This is a genomic window from Apilactobacillus apisilvae (assembly GCF_023380225.1).
Taxonomy (GTDB): Bacteria; Bacillota; Bacilli; order Lactobacillales; family Lactobacillaceae; genus Apilactobacillus; species Apilactobacillus apisilvae.
The window spans coordinates 508570-531533 of sequence record NZ_CP093362.1; the positions used below are offsets into that span (position 1 = coordinate 508570).

Below are 22964 nucleotides of genomic sequence, written 5' to 3' on the forward strand. Positions count from 1 at the left end.
CATCGCTCCTTTAAATAATCATTTATACAATTCCAAACAAATGTAATATCGGTAAAACAAAAAGAAGACTATCAAAGCGGTCTAAAATTCCACCATGTCCAGGTAAAATTTTCCCTGAATCTTTTACTCGATAATAGCGTTTTAAAGCTGACTCCACCAAATCTCCAAATTGTCCTACAATTGATAAAATTAAGGTAATAAATATAGCCTCTATAACTGAAGTATTACCGATATTATAATATAACATCCACATTGTACCAATAACGGTTGCAAGTAGAGATCCACAAATCGATCCTTCCCACGTTTTATTTGGACTCACATGTGGAGCTAACTTATTTTTACCAAATTTTTTACCAAAAATATAAGCACCACTATCAGTAATCCAAACGATAAATAAAGCATAAAACAATGTTGATATGCTATCAGATCTAGCAGAAATAAAATAATGAAAACCTATTCCTACATAAAACATCGATAAAGTCAGGACACCAACATCATCAAAAGAAAAACGATTTCTAGTTATAACAGTCCTAAGCATTAATAACATAATAACTATATATAATAAGAACTGTGAAGATAGAAAATTAGGTAAATGTATAAACCAATTATCAGGAGCTATAATTAAAGAAACACCTATAAAAGATAGGATTGCTTCGATCGAAACAACCAACTTCTTTTTCATAACTAATGCTTCAGATACAGCAATTATTCCTAATGCAATTGCAGCTACATCTATAAATATTCCGCCTAATAAAACGACTGGAATAAATATTATTAAAGCAATAATTGCCGTTAATACTCTTTGTTTCATTTTATTTCCTCTAAACTATTTATTTTTTATGCCACCAAATCGACGATGACGGTTTTGATATTCATAAATGCATGCCTTTAAATTATTAGAATCATAATCAGGCCATTTAGTATCATCAAATACAAATTCACTATAAGCTAATTGCCAAAGTAAAAAGTTAGATAATCTTTCTTCACCACTTGTACGAATAAGTAAATCAGGATTAGCAAAGCTATTCAAATCAGCAGTCATTAAAGAATGATCAACCATTTCAGTATCAATTTCATTAATTTTCAATTCACCATCTTGAACCTTTTTAGATATTTTTTTTATAGCAGTAACAATTTCATCATGACTGCCATAATTTAAAGCAAAGTTCAAAATCATTCCGTCGCATCCTTTAGTGTCATTAATAGCTTTATTAACTGCTAATTTAGTATTATTTGGTAAATTATCAATTTCACCCATAACACGTACTTGAACGTTATTTTTTATTAAATCAGGAACGAATTTATTAAAAAACTTTTCAGGTAGCCCCATTAAATAATTGACTTCTTTATCCGGACGATGCCAATTTTCAGTAGAAAATGCATATAAAGTTAAAACCTTAATTCCCAAATCACTTGCTGATTTAGTAATTTTTTTAACGACTTCCATACCTTGTTTATGACCAGCAATTCTAGGCAAATGTCTTTTTTTTGCCCATCTACCGTTGCCATCCATAATAATAGCCACATGTTTAGGAATGTTATCTAAATCTAATTGATATTTTTCCGTTGGCCTATTTATATTAAACATAATATCACCTATAAATAAAAATAAACAAATAAAGGATGAGTTAACATCCTCATCCTAAATAAGTCGATTAAATTTTATTGAATTAATCTCCATTCCCCACGCTTAGTATCAACTAAGGTTTGGAAATATTTCAATAATTGATTTGCATCAGCGGCACTTTGTTCGCCGAGCATGTTTAAACCTCTACCTGTAGGAATTGGATCAGTTAAATCAGTAATTTCTGTTTCGTTTTGAATGGTTGCCTGAGTAAATGCAATGACCCAATCATCACCAATTAATTTTGAAACAACGAAAAATAAATTAAATTCATCTGTAACATATACTGGCATTACATATACATCTTTTTGAATTTCTTGTAATTTACCTCCATTGTATTCTAATGCTTGAGCATTTTTACTATCCATATCTCCATTTAATTTAAAAATCATTTTTTCAAATTCTTTAGTTCCTGGAGTAATTTCTTGTTCTGGCATAAAATATCTCCTTATCCGTTCATTACTTCGTCTTCTTTATCAGAGACGATACTATCAACATTCTTAATTTCTTTATCTGTTAATTTTTGAACTTGATCCTCTAGACGATGTGCTTCATCATCATTAAAATCATCATTTTTATTTCCTTTTTTAACAGCATCCATTGCTTCACGTCTAACATTTCTGATAGCAACTTTATTACTTTCACCAGTAGCTTTAACTTTTTTAGAAACTTCAGCACGACGTTCTTCAGTTAGTTGAGGAACAACTAATCTTATATTATCACCATCGTTAGCTGGATTAATACCAATATCAGCTTCTAAAATACCCTTTTCAATATCATCTAATGCTGATTTATCATATGGTTTAACCATAATAACTCTAGCTTCTGGAATAGTTATTGCAGCAATTTGATTTAATGGAGTAGGTGCACCATAGTAATTTACACTAACCCGATTTAATAAGCTAGCGTTTGCTCTTCCAGCTCTAATAGAGCTCAAATCTTTTTTCAATGCATCAGTTGTTTTTTGCATTTTACTTTTAGCATTATCTAAAACTTCTTTTGAAGTAACCATAATTTATTTCCCCCTGACAGTTGTTCCAATTTTTTCACCTTGAACAACTTTTCTAATATTTCCAGACTTATTTAAATTAAATACTACTAGAGGAATATCATTATCCATTGATAAAGAACTAGCAGTGGTATCCATAACATTAAGATTTTTATTAATAATATCCATTTGAGTTAATTCATCATATTTAACAGCAGAAGAGTCTTTATTAGGATCTGCAGAATAAATTCCATCAACACCATTTTTAGCCATTAAGATTGCATCAGCATGGACTTCTGCGGCTCTTAGAGCGGCAGTAGTATCTGTTGAGAAATAAGGATTTCCAGTACCCCCAGCAAAAATAACTACTCTGTTTTTTTGTAAATGACGAACTGCTTTTCTTCTAATATATGGTTCAGCAATTTGTCTCATTTCAATTGAAGTTTGAACTCTAGTTGGAACATCAATTGATTCTAAATTATCTTGTAATGAAAGTCCATTCATTATGGTAGCAAGCATACCAACATAATCAGCTTGAGTTCTTTCCATACCCATTTTGGCGCCAGCAACTCCACGCCACATATTACCACCACCAACGACAATGGCAATTTGAATACCTAATTCATAAACTTCTTTTATTTCTTCAGCTATTTTTTTTATAACAGGTGGATTAATTCCAAAACCCCTATCTCCAGCTAAAGCTTCACCACTTAGCTTCAAGACGATACGTTTGTATTTTACGTCTGACATCGAATTTCCTCCATTACACAATTCATTATTATAATTTTAGCATAACATAAATAACAAAAACAGATTAATATAGTAATTTAATAAAAATATAAAAAAGGATGTAACCCAATACAGAGTACATCCTTTAATAAAAAAATTAATTATTTAATTTGACTATTTACTTCATCAGCAAAACTTTGTTCTTCTTTTTCAATACCTTCTCCAACTTCGTAACGAACAAAGGCTTCTAATTCTCCACCATTGTCTTTAACGAATTCAGAAACAGTTTTGTCAGAATCCATAACAAATTCTTGATCCGCTAAACTAATTTCAGATAAGAATTTGTTTAAACGACCCTCAACCATTTTTTCAACAATTTTTTCTGGCTTACCTTCGTCTAATGCTTCTTTTTTCAATTCTTCACGTTCTTTGTCCAAACGATCTGAAGGAACAGAATTTCTATCTAAGTATTCTGGATTAGTAGCAGCAATGTGCATAGCAACATGTTTTGCAGTAGCTTCATCTGCACCCTTAATTTGTACTAAAGCACCAATTAATCCACCATTATGCAAGTAAGCACCAAAGTTAGCATCGTCTTCTTTATTAAGAATTTCAAAGCGACGTAAAGTGATTTTTTCACCAGTAATTTGAGTTGTATTAATAATTTTATCATTGATAGTTTCACCATCAACATCCATTTTAAGTGCTTCTTCAACATTAGCTGGTTTTTGTTCAACAATTTTAGCAGCAATCATATCGATTAAGTCTTTAAAATCATCATTACCTGAAACAAAATCAGTTTCGGCATTAACCTCAACAATAGCAGCAGTGTTGTTATTAGTAACAACACGAGTTAAACCAGCGTTTGCAACGCGATCACTTTTCTTTTCGGCCTTTGCAATACCTTTTTCACGTAGGAATTCTAAAGCTTGTTTTTCGTCACCATCGGAAGCAACTAATGCTTTTTTAGCATCCATCATACCTACACTAGTTTTATCACGTAGGTTTTTAACTTGAGCAGCAGTAATTTTTGCCATTGAAATGGCCTCCTTAAAATATTTAAATCATCATAGTTATAAAAAAGACTGACTCATGTATTAGGCCTTTTTCGGTCCAAAAACATGAGTCAGCCTAAGTGCACAAATATATATAATTATTTAATTAATTATTTGTTTTCACTTTCATCTTTTGAATTATCTTCATCTTTGAAAGTTTTTTCGTCAACTTCTTCTTCACCTTGGTTACCTTCAACAATAGCATCAGCCATTTTTGCAGTAATTAAGCGAACAGCACGAATAGCATCATCATTTGATGGGATAATTACATCGATATCGTCTGGGTTAGTATTAGTATCAACCATAGCAACGATAGGAATGTTTAATTTGTGAGCTTCGTTAACAGCAAGTTGTTCTTTACGAGGGTCAACGATAAACATAACATCAGGAACCTTAGGCATGTCTTCAATACCACCTAAGAATTTTTCTAACTTATCAGTTTGTTTCTTTAATAAAGAAACTTCTTTCTTAGGTAATCTTTCAAAAGTACCATCTTCAGCCATTTTTTTAAGGTCTTTCAAGTACTTGATACGTTTTTGGATAGTATCCCAGTTAGTTAAAGTTCCACCTAACCAACGGTGGTTAACGTAAAATTGACCAGCACGAGTTGCTTCTTCTTGAATAGAATCTTGTGCTTGTTTTTTAGTACCAACAAATAAGAAAACAGCATTTTTTGATGCTTCATCCTTAACAAATTTGTAAGCATTATCAATCATCTTTACAGTTTTTTGTAAATCAATGATGTAAATACCATTACGTTGAGTAAAGATGTATTTTTTCATCTTTGGATTCCAACGACGAGTTTGGTGTCCAAAATGAACACCTGCTTCTAGTAATTGTTTCATAGAAATAACAGCCATTATAATAGCCCTCCAAAATAGTTTTTCCTCCTCAATGATCCTTTAATATGGTGACTTAATAAAAAGCACTAGCCAAATTATCACATTGAGTGTGAATTTAGTAAATTAACCATCTATAATAATAAAGCATAAATTATAATTAATCAATATTAAAATTAAATAATTATCAAAAAACATTAATCCCATTTAAAAAACATTAATCCCATTTTTTAATAGATATGCTATTTTTTTCTTTCTTGACTGATGTTTAAAATAATATTCAGCTTTTAACGCATCTGATTTATTACTAAAAGTTTCACTATATATCATTTTAACAGGTAAATGTGATCTAGTATATTTAGCTCCTTTACCAGATTGATGCTTTAATAGCCGTTGCTCTAAATTGTTAGTAATACCCCCATACAAAGATTTATCACCACATAATAGAACATAAAGATAATAATTATTTTCCATATAATATTTCCCTGATAAAATCACTATAATCATTAGTATCGTCTTTATAAGTGAAAATTGGTGGTAGAATTTTCATCCCAGACTTTTTCCCCCTATTAATTCCTTCAACTAAAACCATATTAGAATCTTTATTTTTTCTAGGGTAAATAAACTGTAATTTTTTGGGAGCTATTCCATATTTCAGCATTGATTCCATTAATTCGGTTAAACGATCAGGTCGATAAACTAAAAATATTTTAGCATGAGTTTTTAACAGCTCACTACTTGCAGACATAATTTCTCCTAAATTTGTAGTAATTTCATGTCTAGCAACTGCTAAATATTTATTTGGATTTTTTTTACTTGTTTCTAAATTAGGAAAATACGGTGGATTACAGGTAATGACATCAATAGAATCTTTATTAAGATATTTTTTAAAATTAGATAAGTCATCATTAATTATTTTTACATGTTTTTGTAAACCATTTAAAATAATACTTCTTTTAGCCATATCAGCTAATTTATCCTGCAATTCCACTTCTATTATTTCACCTTTAGTTTTATGTGACATAAACATACCAACTGCACCATTTCCAGAACATAAATCTACGGCCTTAGATTGTTGTTTGAAAGGTAATTTTGCAAAATTTGCTAACAAAACTGCATCCAATGAAAATGAAAATACATTAGGATTTTGAATAATCTTAATATCATTACTATACAGTTGGTCTATTCTTTCATTATCATGTAATAATTCATTCAATTTCTTTCTCCACCTTAATTTAACTTGCATAAAACAATAATAATAGAATATCATTGTTTTATAAAGAGTTGAAAGGAGTAAAAAAATGTATTCTTTTTTAAGAGTATTAGCGAGGTCAATATTATACATAGTTAATGGTAAACCTAAATATGAAAATAAACATAGAATTCCTACTGGTAACTATGTATTGGTAGCACCACACAGAACATGGTTTGATCCATTATATTATGCGTTAGCCGCTAGTCCCAAAAAGTTTGCTTTTATGGCAAAGAAAGAGTTATTCAAAAATCCTTTTTTAAAATATATATTAATTCATGCAAATGTTCTAAGCGTTGATCGAGAAAACCCAGGTCCTTCAGTAATTAAAGAACCTGTTAAGGTTTTACAAAAATCGAATAAATCATTAATTATTTTTCCATCTGGTACAAGACATTCACAAAATTTAAAGGGTGGAGCCACTTTAATTTCAAAGTTATCAAAGAAACCATTGTTACCTGTAGTCTATCAAGGACCTTTAACTTTTAAATCTTTATTTTCTAGAAAAAAGGCAGTTATTAATTTTGGCGATCCTATATATATAGATAGAAAAATAAAATTAAATGAAGAAGGTCAACATGAGATAGAAAAGAAAATGCAAGATGCTTTTGATAAATTAGATGATGAGATTAATCCAGATTTTAAATATGTAGATCCTGCTACAAAAGAAAAATAAAAAAGACTTAAAATTTTAAAAGATTTTAAGTCTTTTTTGTTAATAATAACTACTTAGCATGAGCTTTCATACTGTTCATCATTTGATTTAATTTCTTAGTAGAAGGTTTTTGACCCATTTGTAACATCATGGCTCTTAATTGGTCTTTATTGATTGGTGGATTATCTTTAAGATATTTTTCCATGTATTTACGAGCCATGAAGAACCCGCCAACTAAACCTAAAATTAAAGCTACTAAAACAAGAATTATCCATAGAGCTGTAGACATATATATCACTCCCAACTTACATAATTATTTTACACAAATTAAAAATTAATTTCAAAATTTCTTTTAATTAGTCGTCACGCAATCCCTTTTTTCTCTGTACATTTTTAACTTTATCAGGTGTAACTTCTTTACCCTCTTTATTAAAAACTTGAACCATTTCGATTTGACTTCTCATATTTTCTTTAAAACGTTTTAAATACTTTTTATGCAAATCTTTTCTTTCAGCTTCTTCGGCATCTGTTAAACCTTCTGCTTTTCTTTTTTTAGATAATTCATTTATTCTAGGAACTAATTCTTTTAAAATTTTATCTTCTGCCATTTTAAAGTCTCCTTTTTTATTATTTACGAACGTTTGTTTACATTATATTAATATGCTAATATTAAACCTAAATAAAATCAAGAATTGAGGCATATATATGACCTTTCAAACTAGAAAAACATCTAATAAACAAATAGCCATTTTAAAATTTATATGGGAAACCATCAATAATCAAGGATATCCTCCAACAGTTAGAGAAATAGGCAAAGCAATGGGTCTATCATCAACTTCAACAGTTCATGGGCATTTAAGTAGACTTACTCAGAGAGGACTACTAGTTAAAAATAACGCAAAACCTAGAGCTATGGAAATAACTGAAAAAGGTTTTAAAGAAATCGGTGTTAATGCCTATCCAGAAAGAATTCCGCTATTAGGAAATGTTGCAGCCGGTGAACCTATTCTGGCAATTGAAGAATCTAATGATTATTTTTCATTGTCAGATCAGTACAACAAATCTACAGATGATATCTTTATGTTAAACATTAAAGGTGAAAGCATGATTAATATCGGTATATTTAATAACGATAAAGTTATTGTTAAAAAACAGTCAAACGCAGAAAATGGTGACATTGTAATTGCAATGACTGATAAAAATGAAGTAACATGTAAAAGATTTTTTAAAGAAGAAAAATATTACAAATTACAACCAGAAAATGATTATATGGAACCAATCATTTTAAAACAAGTTTCAATTATTGGCAAAGTAGTTGGACTTTATCGAAGTAATATCGGTTAAAACACCTTTCCTGTATAACTAGATTTAGGTAATGTTTTAAAGTTATATTGCTCAACTTCATCAAATTTAGTTAAATAAGCATTCAAACTATTTGATATCATTAAATTAACATTGTTATCTTTTTCATGAAAAACGATAACTGGTTTATTCATTGAATTTGCATAACCAATTTCAAAAGCTGTTCCACTATCAACATTATCGTCAACATAATCGATAATAGCAATGATGGCATCAGCTTTTTTTATTTCATCGGTATCTAGTTTAAATACTTTTTTAGACCATTCTTCACTACCAATTTTACAATCCTTTATCTCAGATTTTCTTGGACTAAATACATTATCAACTGTTTTATTTTTAGATAAAGCAAGCTCAATTTTAGACACTCTGTTGATTTGATCATCATTAAAAAAAGGACTAGCTAAATATAAATTCATATTATTTTTCCTCTAATCTACTAGAATAAATTCTTTGACTATTTTTAATTGACTTTAAAAAGAACGTTGAATCATCTCGTTGCCAATTTAAATCAATATCAATATTTTTAATCGGCAACCATTGATTAAAAATATTTTCATATTCTTCAACGGAAAGTTTCTCACGATTGGCAATTAAATTATTTAAATCATTAATTGATTTTGCATTTTTAAATGATTTTTCTAATTTCATTGAGAAAAATTCTCCTTGTGCACCAGATCCGTAACTAAATAAACCAATTCTATCACCATATTTAAGATTACTAGATTCATTTATTAATGACAATAAGCTTAAATATAAAGAACCTGTATACAGGTTGCCAATATTTTCATTATAAGTCTTAGAAAAATTAAACTCATTTTTTAATGAAATTTGTTTATCTTCAGTTGCTTCCGACAAAACTGCACGCAAACCTTTAATGCCCATTTTTACATAAGGTAAATGAAAGACTAAAGCTGAATAATCATCAATTGATAATTGATTTTTATCATTATATTCTTTCCATGTTTTTTTAAAAAAATCAACATAAACATTATTTGAATAATGACCATCAACCAAAGCTTCAGTACTATACAACGGACGCCAAAAATCCATAATATCATCAGAATGGAAAGTACTATCACCATCAAAAGATGCAATCGAAGGATTAGATGAAACAATCATTGCAATTGCTCCACCACCTTGTGTAACTTCACCAGGCGTATTAATACCATACCTAGCAACATCAGCACCAATAACTAATGCTTTTTTATCAGGATGATTAATTATATATTCTTTAGCCATTTGTAATCCGGCAGTAGCTCCATAACAAGCTTGTTTAATCTCAAATGCTCTGGCGGAAGATTTTAGTGACAATAAGTTTTGTAAATAGATAGCAGCAGATTTTGAATTATCAACACCCGTTTCAGTACCAAAAATAATTAAATCAATTTTGTCAATGTCATCATGACTAATTATTTTGTAACTAGCATTAGCTGCCATTGTAACCACATCTTGGGTATTAGGAATAACAGCTTGCTTTTTTTGACCAATACCAATTAAATATTTATTAGGATCTTCATTTCTAGCTATTGCTAAATCAGACGTATCTATATAAAATTTAGGAGAATAGAAACCAATTTTATCAATTCCAACCTTCAAATAAATCACTCAACTTTCCTTAATAATATAATTATTTTACTATGAATTAAAAAATACTAAAATAAAAAAGGCACACAAATGTGTGCTTTTTTATTTATTCATCAAATGTATTTTATATTGGTCCTCATTATTAAATGAATTAATAACTTGTCCATCTGACAACTGACCCGTAAAAACAAATCCTTCGTGTTTACGACCGGTAGAAATAAAAGTCCATTGAACATCTTGCTGTCCCATTGTAGATGGAATACGTACACCAGATAACTGACCCGTACTTTTATCAGATAATGTTATTTCTTGATTAACAAAATTAGTATTTACGTTTAATTTTAACATTATAAACTCCTTAAAAATTATGTAATACAATATATAATATAACATAATTTCATAAATTAATTAATCGTACTTTAGTAACTACGTGCCTTTTTAAGAAAATATTTAACAAAATAGTTAGTATTTTTATAAGCAGAATCACCATCATACTTATTTGGATATTCTCCCCAAATTGATAGCGATGTTCCAATATTGTTTTTACTTTTAGCTATTTGACTCCTAGATTCGTCATTCCACATCCCCATTTTCCATTTATCAAAATCATCTTTCCAATCTTTAATAGAATCTTTAGTAAAAGATAGAGGATCGGTAATTATATATAAGTAATAACTATTATAGTTAATCGTTTTAAATCCAGAAGAATTTAGTTGTGGTAACGTTGCTCTAAGTCTAACATTGTCGTTATAATCTTTTGTATCACTAACATCACCACTTAAGCTCCAGTAATTAATTAAAATATTTTTATGATATTGATTTAAAACTGCCTTATGAAAACTGTCATTCCACATTTCCATCTTTAAGGATTTTGAATTAACGTAATCATCCATAGTATTAATATATTTAACTGCCGCCTTTTGATCTTGTTTATCACTGATGGTAATTTCATCAGCTCCTACCCCCAAATAATAACCCTTAGGTAGCATTCCTACATATTCACTAAGCAATTTTTTTGAAAGATCAATAGTTGCCTTACGATTATAAAACATTTCATTATATCCATCTGGATTTCTAATCTCTTTAACTAACTTTTTACCATTTTTTGTATATGAAAGTAATTTAAAAATCGATTGAGCATGTCCAGGGACATCAATCTCGGGTACAACTTGAATTCCTTTTTCATATCCATATTGGATAATATCTAATAACTGATCTTTACTTAAAAATGGCAGTTTTGTTTTTTTATTGTAGTAAACATTACCCTTCTTTGTAGCATTATCAGTTGTTTGATTTAAAGTTTCATTTTCTATACCAAAATTTTCATTATCATTTAAATGTAATTGCAAATAAGTAGCTTTATTTTTACTTAGCAAATTAATATATTGCTTAATCTTATCAGTAGAATAATAAATTCTAGAACAATCTAATGTTAAACCAATTCTTTTATCATTAGCGTAAACATTAGTTGATTTATTATTTAATCCACACAATTGAAAAGCCAATATAATTAAAGTAAAAAGTAATGTAAATAACATAATAACTTTTTTATTCATAATTAAATCTCTTTTCCTAAAGGATACATTATAATTATATCATTTATTATATTATTTCATAACATGTTAGCATAATTATAAAAAAGGTGTTAATTATATAAAATAACTAACACTTTTTTAAGTTTAAGGAGAGTACAGGAGTCGAACCTGCCCGCCGGAAATACCGGTTCGTCGGATTTCGAGTCCGATGCATTACCGCTCTGCCAACTCTCCATAAAAGATGTGATAACACATCTTAAAAATTAATATTGTAAAAGACTTAATAAATCGTAGTCTTTAATTTTATCTCTACCTTTTAGTTCTTCAATTTCAATGATAAATGCAGTTCCAACAACAATACCACCTAATTTTTCTACTAATTCAATAGTAGCCTCAATTGTTCCACCAGTTGCCAATAAATCATCAGTAATTAGTACTCTTTGTCCTGGTTTAACAGCATCAGCATGAATATATAAAGAAGACTTACCATATTCTAATCCATATGATGCTCCAATAACTTTACCAGGAAGTTTACCTTTTTTTCTTGCAGGCACAAATCCAATTCCTAAATCATAAGCAACAGGGCATCCAACAATAAATCCTCTAGCTTCTGGTCCAACTACTAAATCAACTTTTTTATCTCTAGCATATTTAACAATACGATCAGTAGCTTCATGATAAGCTTCACCATTTTCCATTAATGGCGAAATATCTCTAAAAGTAACTCCCTTTTCAGGAAAGTCCTTATAACTAGCAACATATTTATATAAATCAAGTGCCATTGGTTAAATAACTTCCTTTCATCCTAATCAAAATGACTACGAATAACCTTATTAAAATCGCTATTATTAACGATAAGTAAGTTTTTTTCAATATCATATTGTTGCTTTCTTTTTTTATAACTATTAGTTAAAGTTATATCATTTGAAATAGGATTACGATTACCATTCATAATGCCATTATCGATTGATATAAATTTTGATTCTTTAAATACTTTTAGCATAAATATTAAATTATTTATATCTATTTTTAGATAATTACTTAATAGGTTAATATCTTTATTAAGATTTATATCTTTATGACCTTCCACAAATCTAAAAAGATCAGCATACTGGTTTCTATTAGGCATTGCGTAGTTCATGACCATATTTTTTTTATAAAAATACATAATTAAATTACTATCTTTATTAACAGAATTTAAAGCTAAATCTAAATCTTCAAACGAATTAGGGCAATCAACAAATATTATATTATCAAAATTATCAGATAAAAACAAATTATTAAATAAAGCAGCTTTGGAACTATCATTAATAAGTGATTTTAATTTATCATAAATTTTTTCATTGAAGAATACATATAAAGAATTTGAATAATTTAACATCTGCTTATTTAATTTATTAGTCCTAGAATCAACGATTTCGACACTGTCACTAAAAATATCATCTAACATAACTTGGATTGTTGTCCGACCTTTCCAAGTATTTTTTTCTAAGTGTCCTGCAACACTAACGCAATCGCTAACACCTTCTAGGCGATTAGCTAAATTACCCTTTTTAAATGCTAATACATTTAATGAAGAATTATCACCTAGAATTTTAAATTTTAAATGTTCATTGTTTTTACCCATTGTTTGAATGTTAGTTACCATATCAGCTTCAAAAGAAAAGATAGGATATTCATTATCAGTTCCAAAAGGTGATAATAATTGTAATTGATTGAATAATTGTTCATTAACTTGATTGACAGATATTTTTTTAGCTAACTTTAAAATTGGCTTTTGCAATTCAGTTATATTATTTTCGTTCGCATAGCTTTCTAAGTGTTGAATAACAGTGTTTAGGTTATCTAAATCAACACTTAATCCCACGGCCATACTATGACCACCAAAGGAAACCATATTACTTCTGACACCATTTAAAGCTTTGAATAAATTGAATCTTTCAATGCTTCTCCCAGAGCCCTTTAAAATATTGGTTTCAGTATTCAAACTTAAAACCAAGGCTGGTTTATGATATTTTTCAATTAATCGACTAGCAACAATTCCAACAACACCTTCATGCCAATCTTTACCATAAACAACAATTGTATTTTTATCAGCTATTTTTTTAGCTTGATCATTAGCTTGTTTAAAAATATCATCAACTAATTTTCTTCTTTGTTTATTTTCGTTCTCAGTTTCATGGCTTAATTCATCTGCTAAATCTTCATCAAAAGTAGTTAGCAGTTCAACTCCCGTGCTGGCATCACTAATTCTTCCTAAAGCATTTAACCTTGGAGCTATCCCAAAACTAATACTTTGCTCATTTAAGTTATCAGTTTTAATACCTGCTAATTTCTCTAATTTACTTAATCCTGGACGTTGAGTATCAGAAAGAGCGGCCAATCCATAAGATACTAAGATGCGATTCTCATCAGTTAACGACACTAAATCGGCAACTGTTCCGATTGCAGCTAAATCAAAATATTCTTCAGGGATTTCTTCTAATAAGGCACTAGCAACTTTAAATGCAATCCCAACACCTGAAAATTCACCAAAAGAATATTCATCCCCAGGATATCTAGCATGAACAATTGCATAGGCATCTGGAATTTCATCAGGGATATTATGATGATCTGTAACTATAACATCACACCCTAATTCATTTGCAATCGCTACTGAGTCATTCCCAGAAATTCCATTATCCACAGTTACAATCAAATTAGTTCCATCACTAATTAAATGTTTATAAATATTTGGATTAGGACCATAACCATCTTTAAATCGATTAGGTACAAAGTAGTTCACATTAGCGCCTAAGTTAGATAGTGTTTCATACATGATAGCAGTACTTGTGATTCCATCAGCATCATAATCACCATACACTGTAATCTTTTCATTATTTTGAATAGCACTTTTTATTCGATCACATGCTTTATGCATATCATGAAGTAAGTAAGGATCTCTTAAATTAGAAAGTTGTGGACTTAAAAATTCCTTAATAGCACTAGCATCTTTATAACCACGACTAAATAAAATTGAGGTTATTAATGAGCCAATTCCCAATTCTCGAGAAATTCTATTTTGATTTTCATCTATCATTGATGAATCAATTTTCCAATCAAATTTTGCTGGTATCATCTACATTCATCTCTTTTAAACTTTTTTATCAAAAGGTATATCAATCACATCAAAATCTTTAACCACTTTAGTATTATTAAAAATACTTTTAGCCTGATTTTGTAATTCTTTAGCCATTTTCCCAGTATATCTAGCTGAAATATGAGTTAATAATAACTTGCCTACATTAGCTTTTTTAGCTAATTTAGCTGCTTGCATATTAGTAGAATGATAGTAATTATGAGCTAATCTACTTTCACCCTTACCAAATGTACTTTCATGAACTAAAACATCAGCGTCTTCTGATAATTTATAACTATTTGGATTACTCCTAGTGTCACCAATAATAGTTATGACTCTTCCCTTTTGAGATTGACCAATAAAATCTTTTCCATTAACAGTTCTTCCATCATCTAAAGTAACAGTTTCACCATTTTTTAGCTTTCCATAAATTGGTCCAGATGGTATTTTAGCTTCTTTTAATTTATCAACTAGTAACTCACCTTGATGATCTTTTTCTATCACTCTATAACCAAAAGATTTAATTTGATGGTCTAGAGTTTCTGCAACAACTTTAAATAGCTTATTATCAAACAAAACTCCCGCTTCAGAAAATTCCTCATACTTTATTTTATATGATAGCTTTGTTTTCGACACTCCCAGACTAATTTCAACAAAATCTTTAATTCCCTTAGGGCCATAAATAGTTACTGGTGTATTACCACCTTGAAAAGATCTAGAACTTAATAAACCTGGTAACCCAAAAATATGATCACCATGTAAATGAGTAATAAAAATTTTGTTAATTTTTCTAGGCTTTAAATTTGAACGTAAAATTTGTTGTTGAGTACCTTCACCACAATCAAATAACCAGACAGAATTACACTCATCTAATAATTTTAAAGCTGTTGACGAAACATTTCTAAACTTACCTGGAACTCCAGAACCGGTTCCTAAAAATTCTAATTGCATAAAGATCTATTCCTTTTTTTATTATTCGTATCTAAAATCACTAATATAAATTGTAGCATATAAAAATAAATTGCAATACATAAAAAAAGATGGGTATTATTCCCACCTTTCATATTAATCTACATAAGAGAATGTAAAGTCAAGAATGGATACTAAATCACCATTTTCAGCCCCTGCTTTCCTTAAAGCATCATCAACGCCCATTCCACGCAATTGTCGTGCAAATCTAAGCATACTTTGATCGTGGGTAGTATCTGTCATCTTAAATAGCTTTTCAATCTTATTACCAGATAAAATCCAATTGCCATCTTCATCTTTATTAATTTCAAATGGCTTTTCATCAGCCTCATATTTGTATTCAGATGTTTCCTTAGTTTCCTGATCATCTGTAATAGGAAATTTAGGTGTTTTAGCTAATAAATCAGCTGTTTCACTTACTAAATTAGATAATCCACTATGAGTTATTGAAGAAATTGGAATAACTTTATATGCATTATTATTATTTTTAGATAATTCTGCTTCAAATTGTTTTAAATTATTTTTAGAGTCTGGCATATCCATTTTTGTTGCTACAATAATTTGTGGACGTTTCAATAAATTATTATCATATTTTGATAGTTCATCATTAATTTTTTGGTAGTCTTCAAATGGGGTTCGACCTTCTTGTCCACTCATATCAACCAAATGTAAAATAACTCTAGTTCTCTCAACATGACGTAAAAATTTAAATCCTAATCCTACACCAGAAGAGGCCCCTTCAATCAAACCAGGTAAATCTGCAATTGCAAAGTCCCTACCATCATCCAATCTTACCATCCCCAGGTTAGGTACTAAGGTTGTAAAATGATACTGAGCCACCTTGGGTTTAGAACTAGTGATGGTCGATAATAAAGTTGATTTACCAACAGAAGGAAATCCTACTAGTCCAACATCGGCAAGAACTTTTAATTCTAATCTAATGTTATGTTCTTCACCTGGTTCGCCATTTTCTGAAATTTCAGGAGCAGAATTTTTAGCAGAAGCAAAATGAGTATTACCTCGGCCACCACGACCACCAGCAGCTACAATATAGCTGTCATCTTTATCCACTAAATCATAAATTAATTGGTTAGTATCTTCATCATAAATAGATGTTCCTTCAGGGACATAAACGACTAAATCATCAGCACTACGCCCAGTCATTTTCTTATTTCCACCATCAGCACCACGATCAGCAACAAACTTACGTTTATAATGAAAATCCATTAAAGTATTCATACCGGTTTCAACAGCAAAAATAACATTTCCACCATGACCACCATCACCGCCGGCAGGTCCTCCATTAGGAACAAACTTTTCTCTACGAAAGGCAACGATTCCATTTCCACCGTCACCTGCTTTTATTTTTACTTTTACTTGATCGACAAACATTTTTATATCAGCTCTACTTTTTTATTTTATTTATTGAGTATAACGAGAAAATTTTTTTACGTAAAGAACTCAATATAACTTTTTATTTATCTTTTTATTTTTTCTAATGTAAACTTTATATTTTGTGCCACTTTATGCGAAATACCTAAATTCTCAATTTTAGAAATTGGTGTTTCAGAAATGTTTTTTAGTGAACCAAATTTGCGTAACAATTTATTTTTAGTCTTAGGACCAACACCATCAATATTATCTAATTGAGAACTCAAAGAGTGTTTGGTGTGGATATTGCGATGAAAGTTGATTGCAAAACGATGAACCTCATCTTGAACTCTTTGAACTAAATAAAAAGCCTGACTTTTAGGATTTAGGTAAACATGCTCGTCTAACTGACCAAACAGCAAATCAGCAGTTTTATGTTTATCATTTTTTACCATGCCAGCTACCGGTATTTGTAAATTCAGTTCATTTTCCAATACATCCTTAACCGCATTCATTTGGATTATTCCACCATCCATAAGAATTAAATCAGGTAATGTTTCATTTTGTTTTAATAAACGACCATAACGTCTTCTGATAACTTCACGAGTACTAGCTGCCTCATCAGCATGATCTTCGTTTCTTAATTTGTATTTACGATATTCACTTTTATTAGGTTTACCATCATCAAATACTACCATCGCTGAAACTAAATCAGCACCTTGAATATGTGAATGATCAAAAGATTCAATTCGATGGCCATTGGGAATATTTAATAAATTACACAAATCTTCCATTGCACCAACTGTTTTAATATTATCTAATTCCATTAGCCTAAACTTTTCATCTAAGACTAACTTTGCGTTTTTTTGTGCCATATCCAATAAGTCTTTTTTTTGCCCACGTAAGGGTACTCTAACTCGTTCATCAAGGGCTTCAGATAGCATATCTTTATCCAAGGTCTTGGGAATCAAGATTTCATTAGGTAATGGTTGATTTTCTTGAGAATAAAATTGGACGATAAAATCGGTCATCTCTTCTTCAGGTGAATCTACAATTGGAAATGTTCTCTTAATTCGTTGTAATAATCTAGATTGACGAATAAAAAATATTTGAATTGATAACCAGCCATCATTTACATAATAATTAAAAATATCTCTTGGTGTTGTATCATTAGAAATAATTTTTTGCTTTTCAACAGTGATCTCAATATATTTAAGTTGATCTCGAAGTTCCGCAGCTCTCTCATATTCCATATTTTTCGAAGCTTCTAACATTTTAGAAGTCAAAGTCTTTTTAGCAATAGTTACGTTGCCATTTAAAAAAGATTTAATTTTCTTAATTTGTTCATCATAAACTGATTCAGGTATATTTTTAAAGCAAGCACCCAAACATTGACCCATATGATAGTATAAACAAGGTCGATTCTGGTAACCGTTGCATCTTCTCAAAGGATAAACTTTTTGCAAAAAATGCAAAGTTTCATCTGCAGCATAAACATTAGGATATGGTCCAAAATAATAACCACCATCATTTCGAATATGATTAACAATTTTTATCTGGGGGTTTCTCTCCTTAGTAATCTTAATATAAGGATAGCCACTATTACCTTGCTTTAATTGAATATTAAAATGAGGTCGATGTTTATGAATTAATGTTATTTCTAGTAAAAAAGCTTCTTTATTAGTCGAAGTAATAATTGTTTCAAAATCTCTGATATTAGAAACTAACTTAGCTGTCTTTCCTTCATGATGACTTTTGAAATAAGAACGAACTCGATTTTTTAAATTTTTTGCTTTACCAACATAAATAATTTTCCCTAATTTATCTTTCATTAAATAACATCCAGGTAAATCAGGTAATAATCTCAATTTGTGTTCAATATGTGGAGTTGCCAAATATATCACCTCATTTAATATGACAAATAATTAGTAATTTGATAGTATATAGTTATAAAATTAAGGAGATGAGTATTATGAGTTTGAATATTCAAAGAAACAACGACCTAAATGCCATGTTCGATAAATTAGCTAAAGTAGACTCAAATGACAAAAAAAGAGATAAGTTTCTTAAAAATGGAAATAAAGATTCTAAAAGTAAGAAAAAAGAAAAATAATCTAATTAGGCTTCACAATAATTTTATTGTGAAGCCTTTTTTAGTCTTTCAACATTCTATTATGTGTATTATTTAATCTTTTAATATTAAAGTTGGCTACTTCTTCAAAAGGAATATTATTCCATTCGGCAATTTGAGACAAATACCATAGAACATCGCCCATTTCTTTGACTAACTGATCATGATCCAAATTTTCACCATGAAAAGTGTATTTTTTAATTAAATCAACAACTTGACCAGTTTCACTACCTAGACCTAATGCACAATTAGTTAAAACTTGTTCATTACCACGTAGAGTTTTATTAGCAGCTTTTTGATAATCATTGAAATCCAATTAATTTACCCCCGTATGCTTTTCAATCCAATTCCATACTTTATCTTTACCATACTTAGTTTGAGCAGAAAATAAAGCAATTTCATCATCATAATTCAATTCAATTGTCTTATTTAATAAACTAGTCTCTTTATTCCATTTACTTTTTGGTGTTTTATCCATTTTAGTAGCTAAAATTAAAGTAGGTATATTATAGTATTTTAGAAACTCATACATTTGTAAATCATCATCACTTGGTTTTCTTCTACCATCAATTAATAAAATTACACCGTTTAATTGGCGACGAGTTGTTAAATAGGTTTCAATCATCACTCCCCATTTTGCTCGTTCTTTTTTAGAAATTCTGGCATATCCATATCCTGGAATATCAACAAAGAACATCTTATCATCAATATTATAAAAATTAAGTGTTTGAGTTTTCCCAGGAGTATTAGAAGTTCTTGCATAGCTATTTCGATTAATTAAGACATTTGTTAATGAAGATTTTCCTACATTTGAGCGTCCTACCAGAGCAATTTCAGGATATCCATTATCTGGATATTGCTTTGGTTCTACAGCACTCATGTCAATATTTACATTGTGTACGTCCATCAGTAGTACTTCCCCTTACATTTTAAAGTTCTTAATGTATTTTAACACATTTTAAAACTTTTTATTTAATTAAATTAAAACGCCTCTTCTCAATACAACGAGAAAAGACGTTTTAAAAATACTATTTAGTAACTAACTTAGGTTCTTCATCACCCAAAACAGACTCTTTAGTAATAATAATTTCTTTAACATTATCATTACTTGGAACATTATACATAACATCTCTCATAGTATCTTCCATGATTGATCTTAGTCCACGAGCCCCTGTTTTGCGAGCAATTGCCAATTTAGCCATTTCAGTTAAAGCATCTGTCTTAAATGTAACATCAACACCATCTAAATTCATAAGCTTTGTATATTGCTTAACTAGTGCATTCTTAGGCTCACTTAAAATTCTAACTAAATCTTTTTCATTTAACTTCTTTAAAGCAGTTAGAATAGGTAAACGACCAATAAATTCTGGAATCAAGCCAAATTTTAATAAATCACTTGGAATTACGTGTTGCATAACATTATCATCGTCAATTTCAGTTGATTCAGCAGAATCAGTACCAAAACCAATTGTTTTGTCGCCTAAACGGCTCTTAATGATATCTTGAATTCCATCAAATGCACCACCAACAATAAATAAAATATTTTTAGTGTCAATTTGAATAGATTCTTGTTGTGGATGCTTTCTACCACCTTGAGGTGGAACACTAGCAACAGTTCCTTCAAGAATTTTCAATAATGATTGTTGAACTCCTTCACCAGAAACATCTCTAGTAATAGAAACATTTTCAGACTTTTTAGCAATCTTATCAATTTCATCAACATAAATAATACCTTTTTCAGCACGATCTACATCAAAGTCTGCATTTTGTAGTAATTTAAGTAAAATATTCTCAACATCATCACCAACATAACCAGCTTCAGTTAATGTAGTTGCATCTGCAATTGCAAATGGCACGTTAAGAATTTTAGCCAAAGATTGAGCCAAATAGGTTTTACCGGAACCAGTAGGTCCAATTACAGAAATATTACTCTTTTGTAAATCAGTGTCATCGTCATCATCTAAACTATTTACTCGTTTATAATGATTATAAACAGCAACTGCTAAAGTCTTTTTAGCATCATCTTGACCAATTACGTAATCATTAAGTTTGTCCACGATTTGTCTTGGGCTTAAAGCCTTAATTGTTTTATCACTATTTTCTTGTGAAAGTTCTTCATCAACAATTTCTTTACATAAATCAATACATTCATTACAGATATAAACACCTGGACCAGCAACAATCTTTTTCACTTGGTCTTGTGATTTACCACAAAAAGAACAAGTTACTGGACCATCTTTTTTATCATCTTCGAACAAACTATTTCACCTCTTCAATTTATAAATCTAACTAAATAGATAATAGCACATTTAATATGCTTAACAAAACAAAAAGTTCAATTAACAAAGTTAATTGAACTTTCATAAAAATCATCAAAAATTATTTTTTCATTTTTGATTTTGGTTCTTTTTTAGCATTATCTGTAATCATCTTAACAGCATTTTGAATAGAAATATCATGTTTTAACATATCATCAGTTAAAGCACCACGCACAGCTTCTTCTTTCATGCCATATTGAGCAGCTAAATCTTTAACTTGTTGATCAATTTCTTCTTTAGTAGGTTCAATCTTAGCGTCTTTAACAATAGCTTCTAGAACTAAGTTAGTTTTTACACGTTCTTCAGCACCTGAAGCAAATTGTTTTTTCAAATCTTCTGGCTTAGTACCAGTTAATTGGAAGTACATTTGAGCATTAATACCTTGTTGTTGCATATTTGCAAGATATTGATCCATTTGACGTTGAACATCTTCGTCAATCATTGCTTGTGGAATATCTTTAACTGTTGCATTAGCAACAACTGATTTAATAGCTTCATCTTCTAATTGGTTTTCACCATCAGTTTTCTTTTGATCCTTAAGTTGAGCTTTTACCTTGTCTTTTAATTCATCTAAGCTATCAACATCTTCGTCAACATCTTTAGCAAATTCATCATCTAACTTAGGTAATTGTTTAGCTTTAACTTCATGTAGCTTTGTCTTAAAAGTTGCTTCCTTACCAGCTAATTCTTTAGCTTGGTAGTTTTCAGGGAATGTAACTTTAACATTAACATCATCACCAGCTTTATGACCAATTAATTGATCTTCAAAACCTGGAATAAATGAATTTGAACCTAATTCAAGTGAGTAATTATTTGACTTACCACCATCAAAGGCTTTTCCGTCAACATAACCATCAAAATCGATGACAACAGTATCACCTTTTTCTGCTTCTTTACCTTCTTTAAGAACTAATTCAGCTTGGTTTTGACGTTTCTTTTCAATTTCTGCATCGATATCTTTTTGGTATACACGAGTATTTGGTTTTTCAACTTCAACACCTTCGTATTCACCAAGTTCAACATTTGGTTTTACAGTAACATTAGCTTTTAAAACCCAAGGTTGGCCCTTTTCTAATGAATCAATATTAACTTCTGGTTGAGCAACTGGTTCAATACCAGCTTCCTTTACAGCATTACTGTAAGCTTCAGGAAGTAAAATATTTAAAGCATCTTGATATAATGCTTCTTCACCATACATTTCATTAAAAATTTGGCGAGAAACTTTTCCTTTACGAAAACCAGGAATGCTAATATTTTTTTTATTTTTATTGAAGGCTTTATCTAAACCTTCTTTAACTTTATCAGTACTAATTTCAAATTTTAATTCTCCATCATTAGTACCCTTTTTTTCCCATTTTGCAGACATTATTTTCCCTCCGACATGAAAATATAATTTGATACAATTTTTCTTCCAATTGCGCACATAAGTATTTT

General features: G+C 29.7%; 27 protein-coding genes and 1 tRNA gene. 3 read left to right on the plus strand and 25 right to left on the minus strand.

Annotation, left to right across the window (positions count from 1 at the left end):
• Positions 1–22: 22 nt before the first annotated feature.
• The 9 genes from MOO46_RS02530 to MOO46_RS02570 all read right to left on the minus strand — a co-directional run bounded on the left by MOO46_RS02530 (position 23) and on the right by MOO46_RS02570 (position 6451).
• Positions 23–811, minus strand: coding sequence for a phosphatidate cytidylyltransferase (locus MOO46_RS02530; RefSeq protein WP_249511452.1), 789 nt, complete (start codon positions 809–811; stop codon positions 23–25).
• 15 nt (positions 812–826) lie between these two features.
• Positions 827–1588 (minus strand): isoprenyl transferase, encoded by a 762-nt coding sequence (locus MOO46_RS02535; RefSeq protein WP_249511453.1) that lies wholly within the window; start codon positions 1586–1588, stop codon positions 827–829.
• Positions 1589–1662: 74 nt separating this feature from the next.
• Positions 1663–2061: a hypothetical protein gene (locus tag MOO46_RS02540; RefSeq protein ID WP_249511454.1), complete on the minus strand. Its 399-nt coding sequence runs from the start codon at positions 2059–2061 to the stop codon at positions 1663–1665.
• Positions 2062–2072: 11 nt separating this feature from the next.
• Complete coding sequence (frr, locus tag MOO46_RS02545) at positions 2073–2636, minus strand: ribosome recycling factor (RefSeq protein ID WP_249511455.1); 564 nt, start codon at positions 2634–2636, stop codon at positions 2073–2075.
• 3 nt (positions 2637–2639) lie between these two features.
• Positions 2640–3362 carry a UMP kinase gene (pyrH, locus tag MOO46_RS02550; protein ID WP_249511456.1) on the minus strand — a complete coding sequence of 241 codons (723 nt, stop codon included), beginning with the start codon at positions 3360–3362 and terminating at the stop codon, positions 2640–2642.
• A gap of 140 nt (positions 3363–3502) precedes the next feature.
• Positions 3503–4378 carry a translation elongation factor Ts gene (tsf, locus tag MOO46_RS02555; RefSeq protein WP_249511457.1) on the minus strand — a complete coding sequence of 292 codons (876 nt, stop codon included), beginning with the start codon at positions 4376–4378 and terminating at the stop codon, positions 3503–3505.
• A 128-nt stretch (positions 4379–4506) separates the two neighbouring features.
• Positions 4507–5256 carry a 30S ribosomal protein S2 gene (rpsB, locus tag MOO46_RS02560; RefSeq protein WP_249511458.1) on the minus strand — a complete coding sequence of 250 codons (750 nt, stop codon included), beginning with the start codon at positions 5254–5256 and terminating at the stop codon, positions 4507–4509.
• A gap of 186 nt (positions 5257–5442) precedes the next feature.
• Positions 5443–5709 (minus strand): GIY-YIG nuclease family protein, encoded by a 267-nt coding sequence (locus MOO46_RS02565; protein WP_249511459.1) that lies wholly within the window; start codon positions 5707–5709, stop codon positions 5443–5445.
• The gene (locus MOO46_RS02570; RefSeq protein ID WP_249511460.1) at positions 5699–6451 is read right to left on the minus strand and encodes a tRNA1(Val) (adenine(37)-N6)-methyltransferase; all 753 of its coding nucleotides are present in this window, start codon (positions 6449–6451) and stop codon (positions 5699–5701) included. Before MOO46_RS02570 ends, MOO46_RS02565 begins: the two co-directional genes overlap by 11 nt.
• Positions 6452–6536: 85 nt before the next feature.
• Here MOO46_RS02570 and MOO46_RS02575 point away from each other — a divergent pair, with 85 nt between their 5' ends.
• Positions 6537–7163, plus strand: a complete 627-nt coding sequence (locus tag MOO46_RS02575) for a lysophospholipid acyltransferase family protein (protein ID WP_249511461.1) — start codon at positions 6537–6539, stop codon at positions 7161–7163.
• A gap of 49 nt (positions 7164–7212) precedes the next feature.
• Here the strand turns inward: MOO46_RS02575 and MOO46_RS02580 are convergent, their stop codons facing one another.
• Together MOO46_RS02580 and MOO46_RS02585 are read right to left on the minus strand one after the other, a co-directional pair.
• Positions 7213–7431, minus strand: a complete 219-nt coding sequence (locus MOO46_RS02580) for a YneF family protein (protein WP_249511462.1) — start codon at positions 7429–7431, stop codon at positions 7213–7215.
• A gap of 67 nt (positions 7432–7498) precedes the next feature.
• Positions 7499–7750: a DUF896 domain-containing protein gene (locus tag MOO46_RS02585; protein WP_249511463.1), complete on the minus strand. Its 252-nt coding sequence runs from the start codon at positions 7748–7750 to the stop codon at positions 7499–7501.
• A gap of 97 nt (positions 7751–7847) precedes the next feature.
• Here MOO46_RS02585 and lexA point away from each other — a divergent pair, with 97 nt between their 5' ends.
• A complete protein-coding gene (lexA, locus tag MOO46_RS02590; RefSeq protein ID WP_249511464.1) occupies positions 7848–8486 on the plus strand; it encodes a transcriptional repressor LexA in 639 nt (212 codons plus the stop codon).
• Here lexA and MOO46_RS02595 read toward each other — a convergent pair.
• From MOO46_RS02595 to uvrC, 10 genes are all read right to left on the minus strand, one after another.
• On the minus strand, positions 8483–8920 hold the full coding sequence (locus tag MOO46_RS02595) for a nucleoside 2-deoxyribosyltransferase (protein WP_249511465.1): 438 nt from the start codon (positions 8918–8920) through the stop codon (positions 8483–8485). The genes lexA and MOO46_RS02595 overlap by 4 nt on opposite strands.
• A gap of 1 nt (position 8921) precedes the next feature.
• A complete protein-coding gene (locus MOO46_RS02600; RefSeq protein ID WP_249511466.1) occupies positions 8922–10100 on the minus strand; it encodes a hydroxymethylglutaryl-CoA synthase in 1179 nt (392 codons plus the stop codon).
• 90 nt (positions 10101–10190) lie between these two features.
• Entirely contained in the window at positions 10191–10436 is a 246-nt protein-coding gene (locus tag MOO46_RS02605; RefSeq protein WP_249511467.1) for a hypothetical protein, read from the minus strand.
• A 71-nt stretch (positions 10437–10507) separates the two neighbouring features.
• Positions 10508–11644, minus strand: a complete 1137-nt coding sequence (locus tag MOO46_RS02610; RefSeq protein WP_249511468.1) for a family 20 glycosylhydrolase — start codon at positions 11642–11644, stop codon at positions 10508–10510.
• 126 nt (positions 11645–11770) lie between these two features.
• Positions 11771–11857 (minus strand) — tRNA-Ser (locus tag MOO46_RS02615).
• Positions 11858–11886: 29 nt separating this feature from the next.
• The gene (locus MOO46_RS02620) at positions 11887–12405 is read right to left on the minus strand and encodes an adenine phosphoribosyltransferase (RefSeq protein ID WP_249511469.1); all 519 of its coding nucleotides are present in this window, start codon (positions 12403–12405) and stop codon (positions 11887–11889) included.
• A gap of 23 nt (positions 12406–12428) precedes the next feature.
• Positions 12429–14741, minus strand: a complete 2313-nt coding sequence (gene recJ / locus MOO46_RS02625; RefSeq protein WP_249511470.1) for a single-stranded-DNA-specific exonuclease RecJ — start codon at positions 14739–14741, stop codon at positions 12429–12431.
• 15 nt (positions 14742–14756) lie between these two features.
• Positions 14757–15692, minus strand: a complete 936-nt coding sequence (rnz, locus tag MOO46_RS02630) for a ribonuclease Z (protein ID WP_249511471.1) — start codon at positions 15690–15692, stop codon at positions 14757–14759.
• A 114-nt stretch (positions 15693–15806) separates the two neighbouring features.
• Positions 15807–17102: a GTPase ObgE gene (gene obgE, locus MOO46_RS02635; RefSeq protein ID WP_249511472.1), complete on the minus strand. Its 1296-nt coding sequence runs from the start codon at positions 17100–17102 to the stop codon at positions 15807–15809.
• An 86-nt stretch (positions 17103–17188) separates the two neighbouring features.
• Positions 17189–18976: an excinuclease ABC subunit UvrC gene (gene uvrC, locus MOO46_RS02640; RefSeq protein WP_249511473.1), complete on the minus strand. Its 1788-nt coding sequence runs from the start codon at positions 18974–18976 to the stop codon at positions 17189–17191.
• A gap of 77 nt (positions 18977–19053) precedes the next feature.
• Between uvrC and MOO46_RS02645 the strand changes: the two genes are divergently transcribed.
• Positions 19054–19194 (plus strand): SPJ_0845 family protein, encoded by a 141-nt coding sequence (locus tag MOO46_RS02645; protein WP_249511474.1) that lies wholly within the window; start codon positions 19054–19056, stop codon positions 19192–19194.
• A gap of 40 nt (positions 19195–19234) precedes the next feature.
• Here MOO46_RS02645 and MOO46_RS02650 read toward each other — a convergent pair whose 3' ends face one another.
• The 4 genes from MOO46_RS02650 to tig form a co-directional block, all read right to left on the minus strand.
• Positions 19235–19528 (minus strand): nucleoside triphosphate pyrophosphohydrolase family protein, encoded by a 294-nt coding sequence (locus MOO46_RS02650; RefSeq protein WP_249511475.1) that lies wholly within the window; start codon positions 19526–19528, stop codon positions 19235–19237.
• A complete protein-coding gene (yihA, locus tag MOO46_RS02655) occupies positions 19529–20119 on the minus strand; it encodes a ribosome biogenesis GTP-binding protein YihA/YsxC (protein ID WP_249511476.1) in 591 nt (196 codons plus the stop codon).
• A 121-nt stretch (positions 20120–20240) separates the two neighbouring features.
• Positions 20241–21470, minus strand: coding sequence for an ATP-dependent Clp protease ATP-binding subunit ClpX (clpX, locus tag MOO46_RS02660; RefSeq protein WP_249511477.1), 1230 nt, complete (start codon positions 21468–21470; stop codon positions 20241–20243).
• A gap of 121 nt (positions 21471–21591) precedes the next feature.
• Complete coding sequence (gene tig, locus MOO46_RS02665; protein ID WP_249511478.1) at positions 21592–22896, minus strand: trigger factor; 1305 nt, start codon at positions 22894–22896, stop codon at positions 21592–21594.
• Positions 22897–22964: the final 68 nt, after the last annotated feature.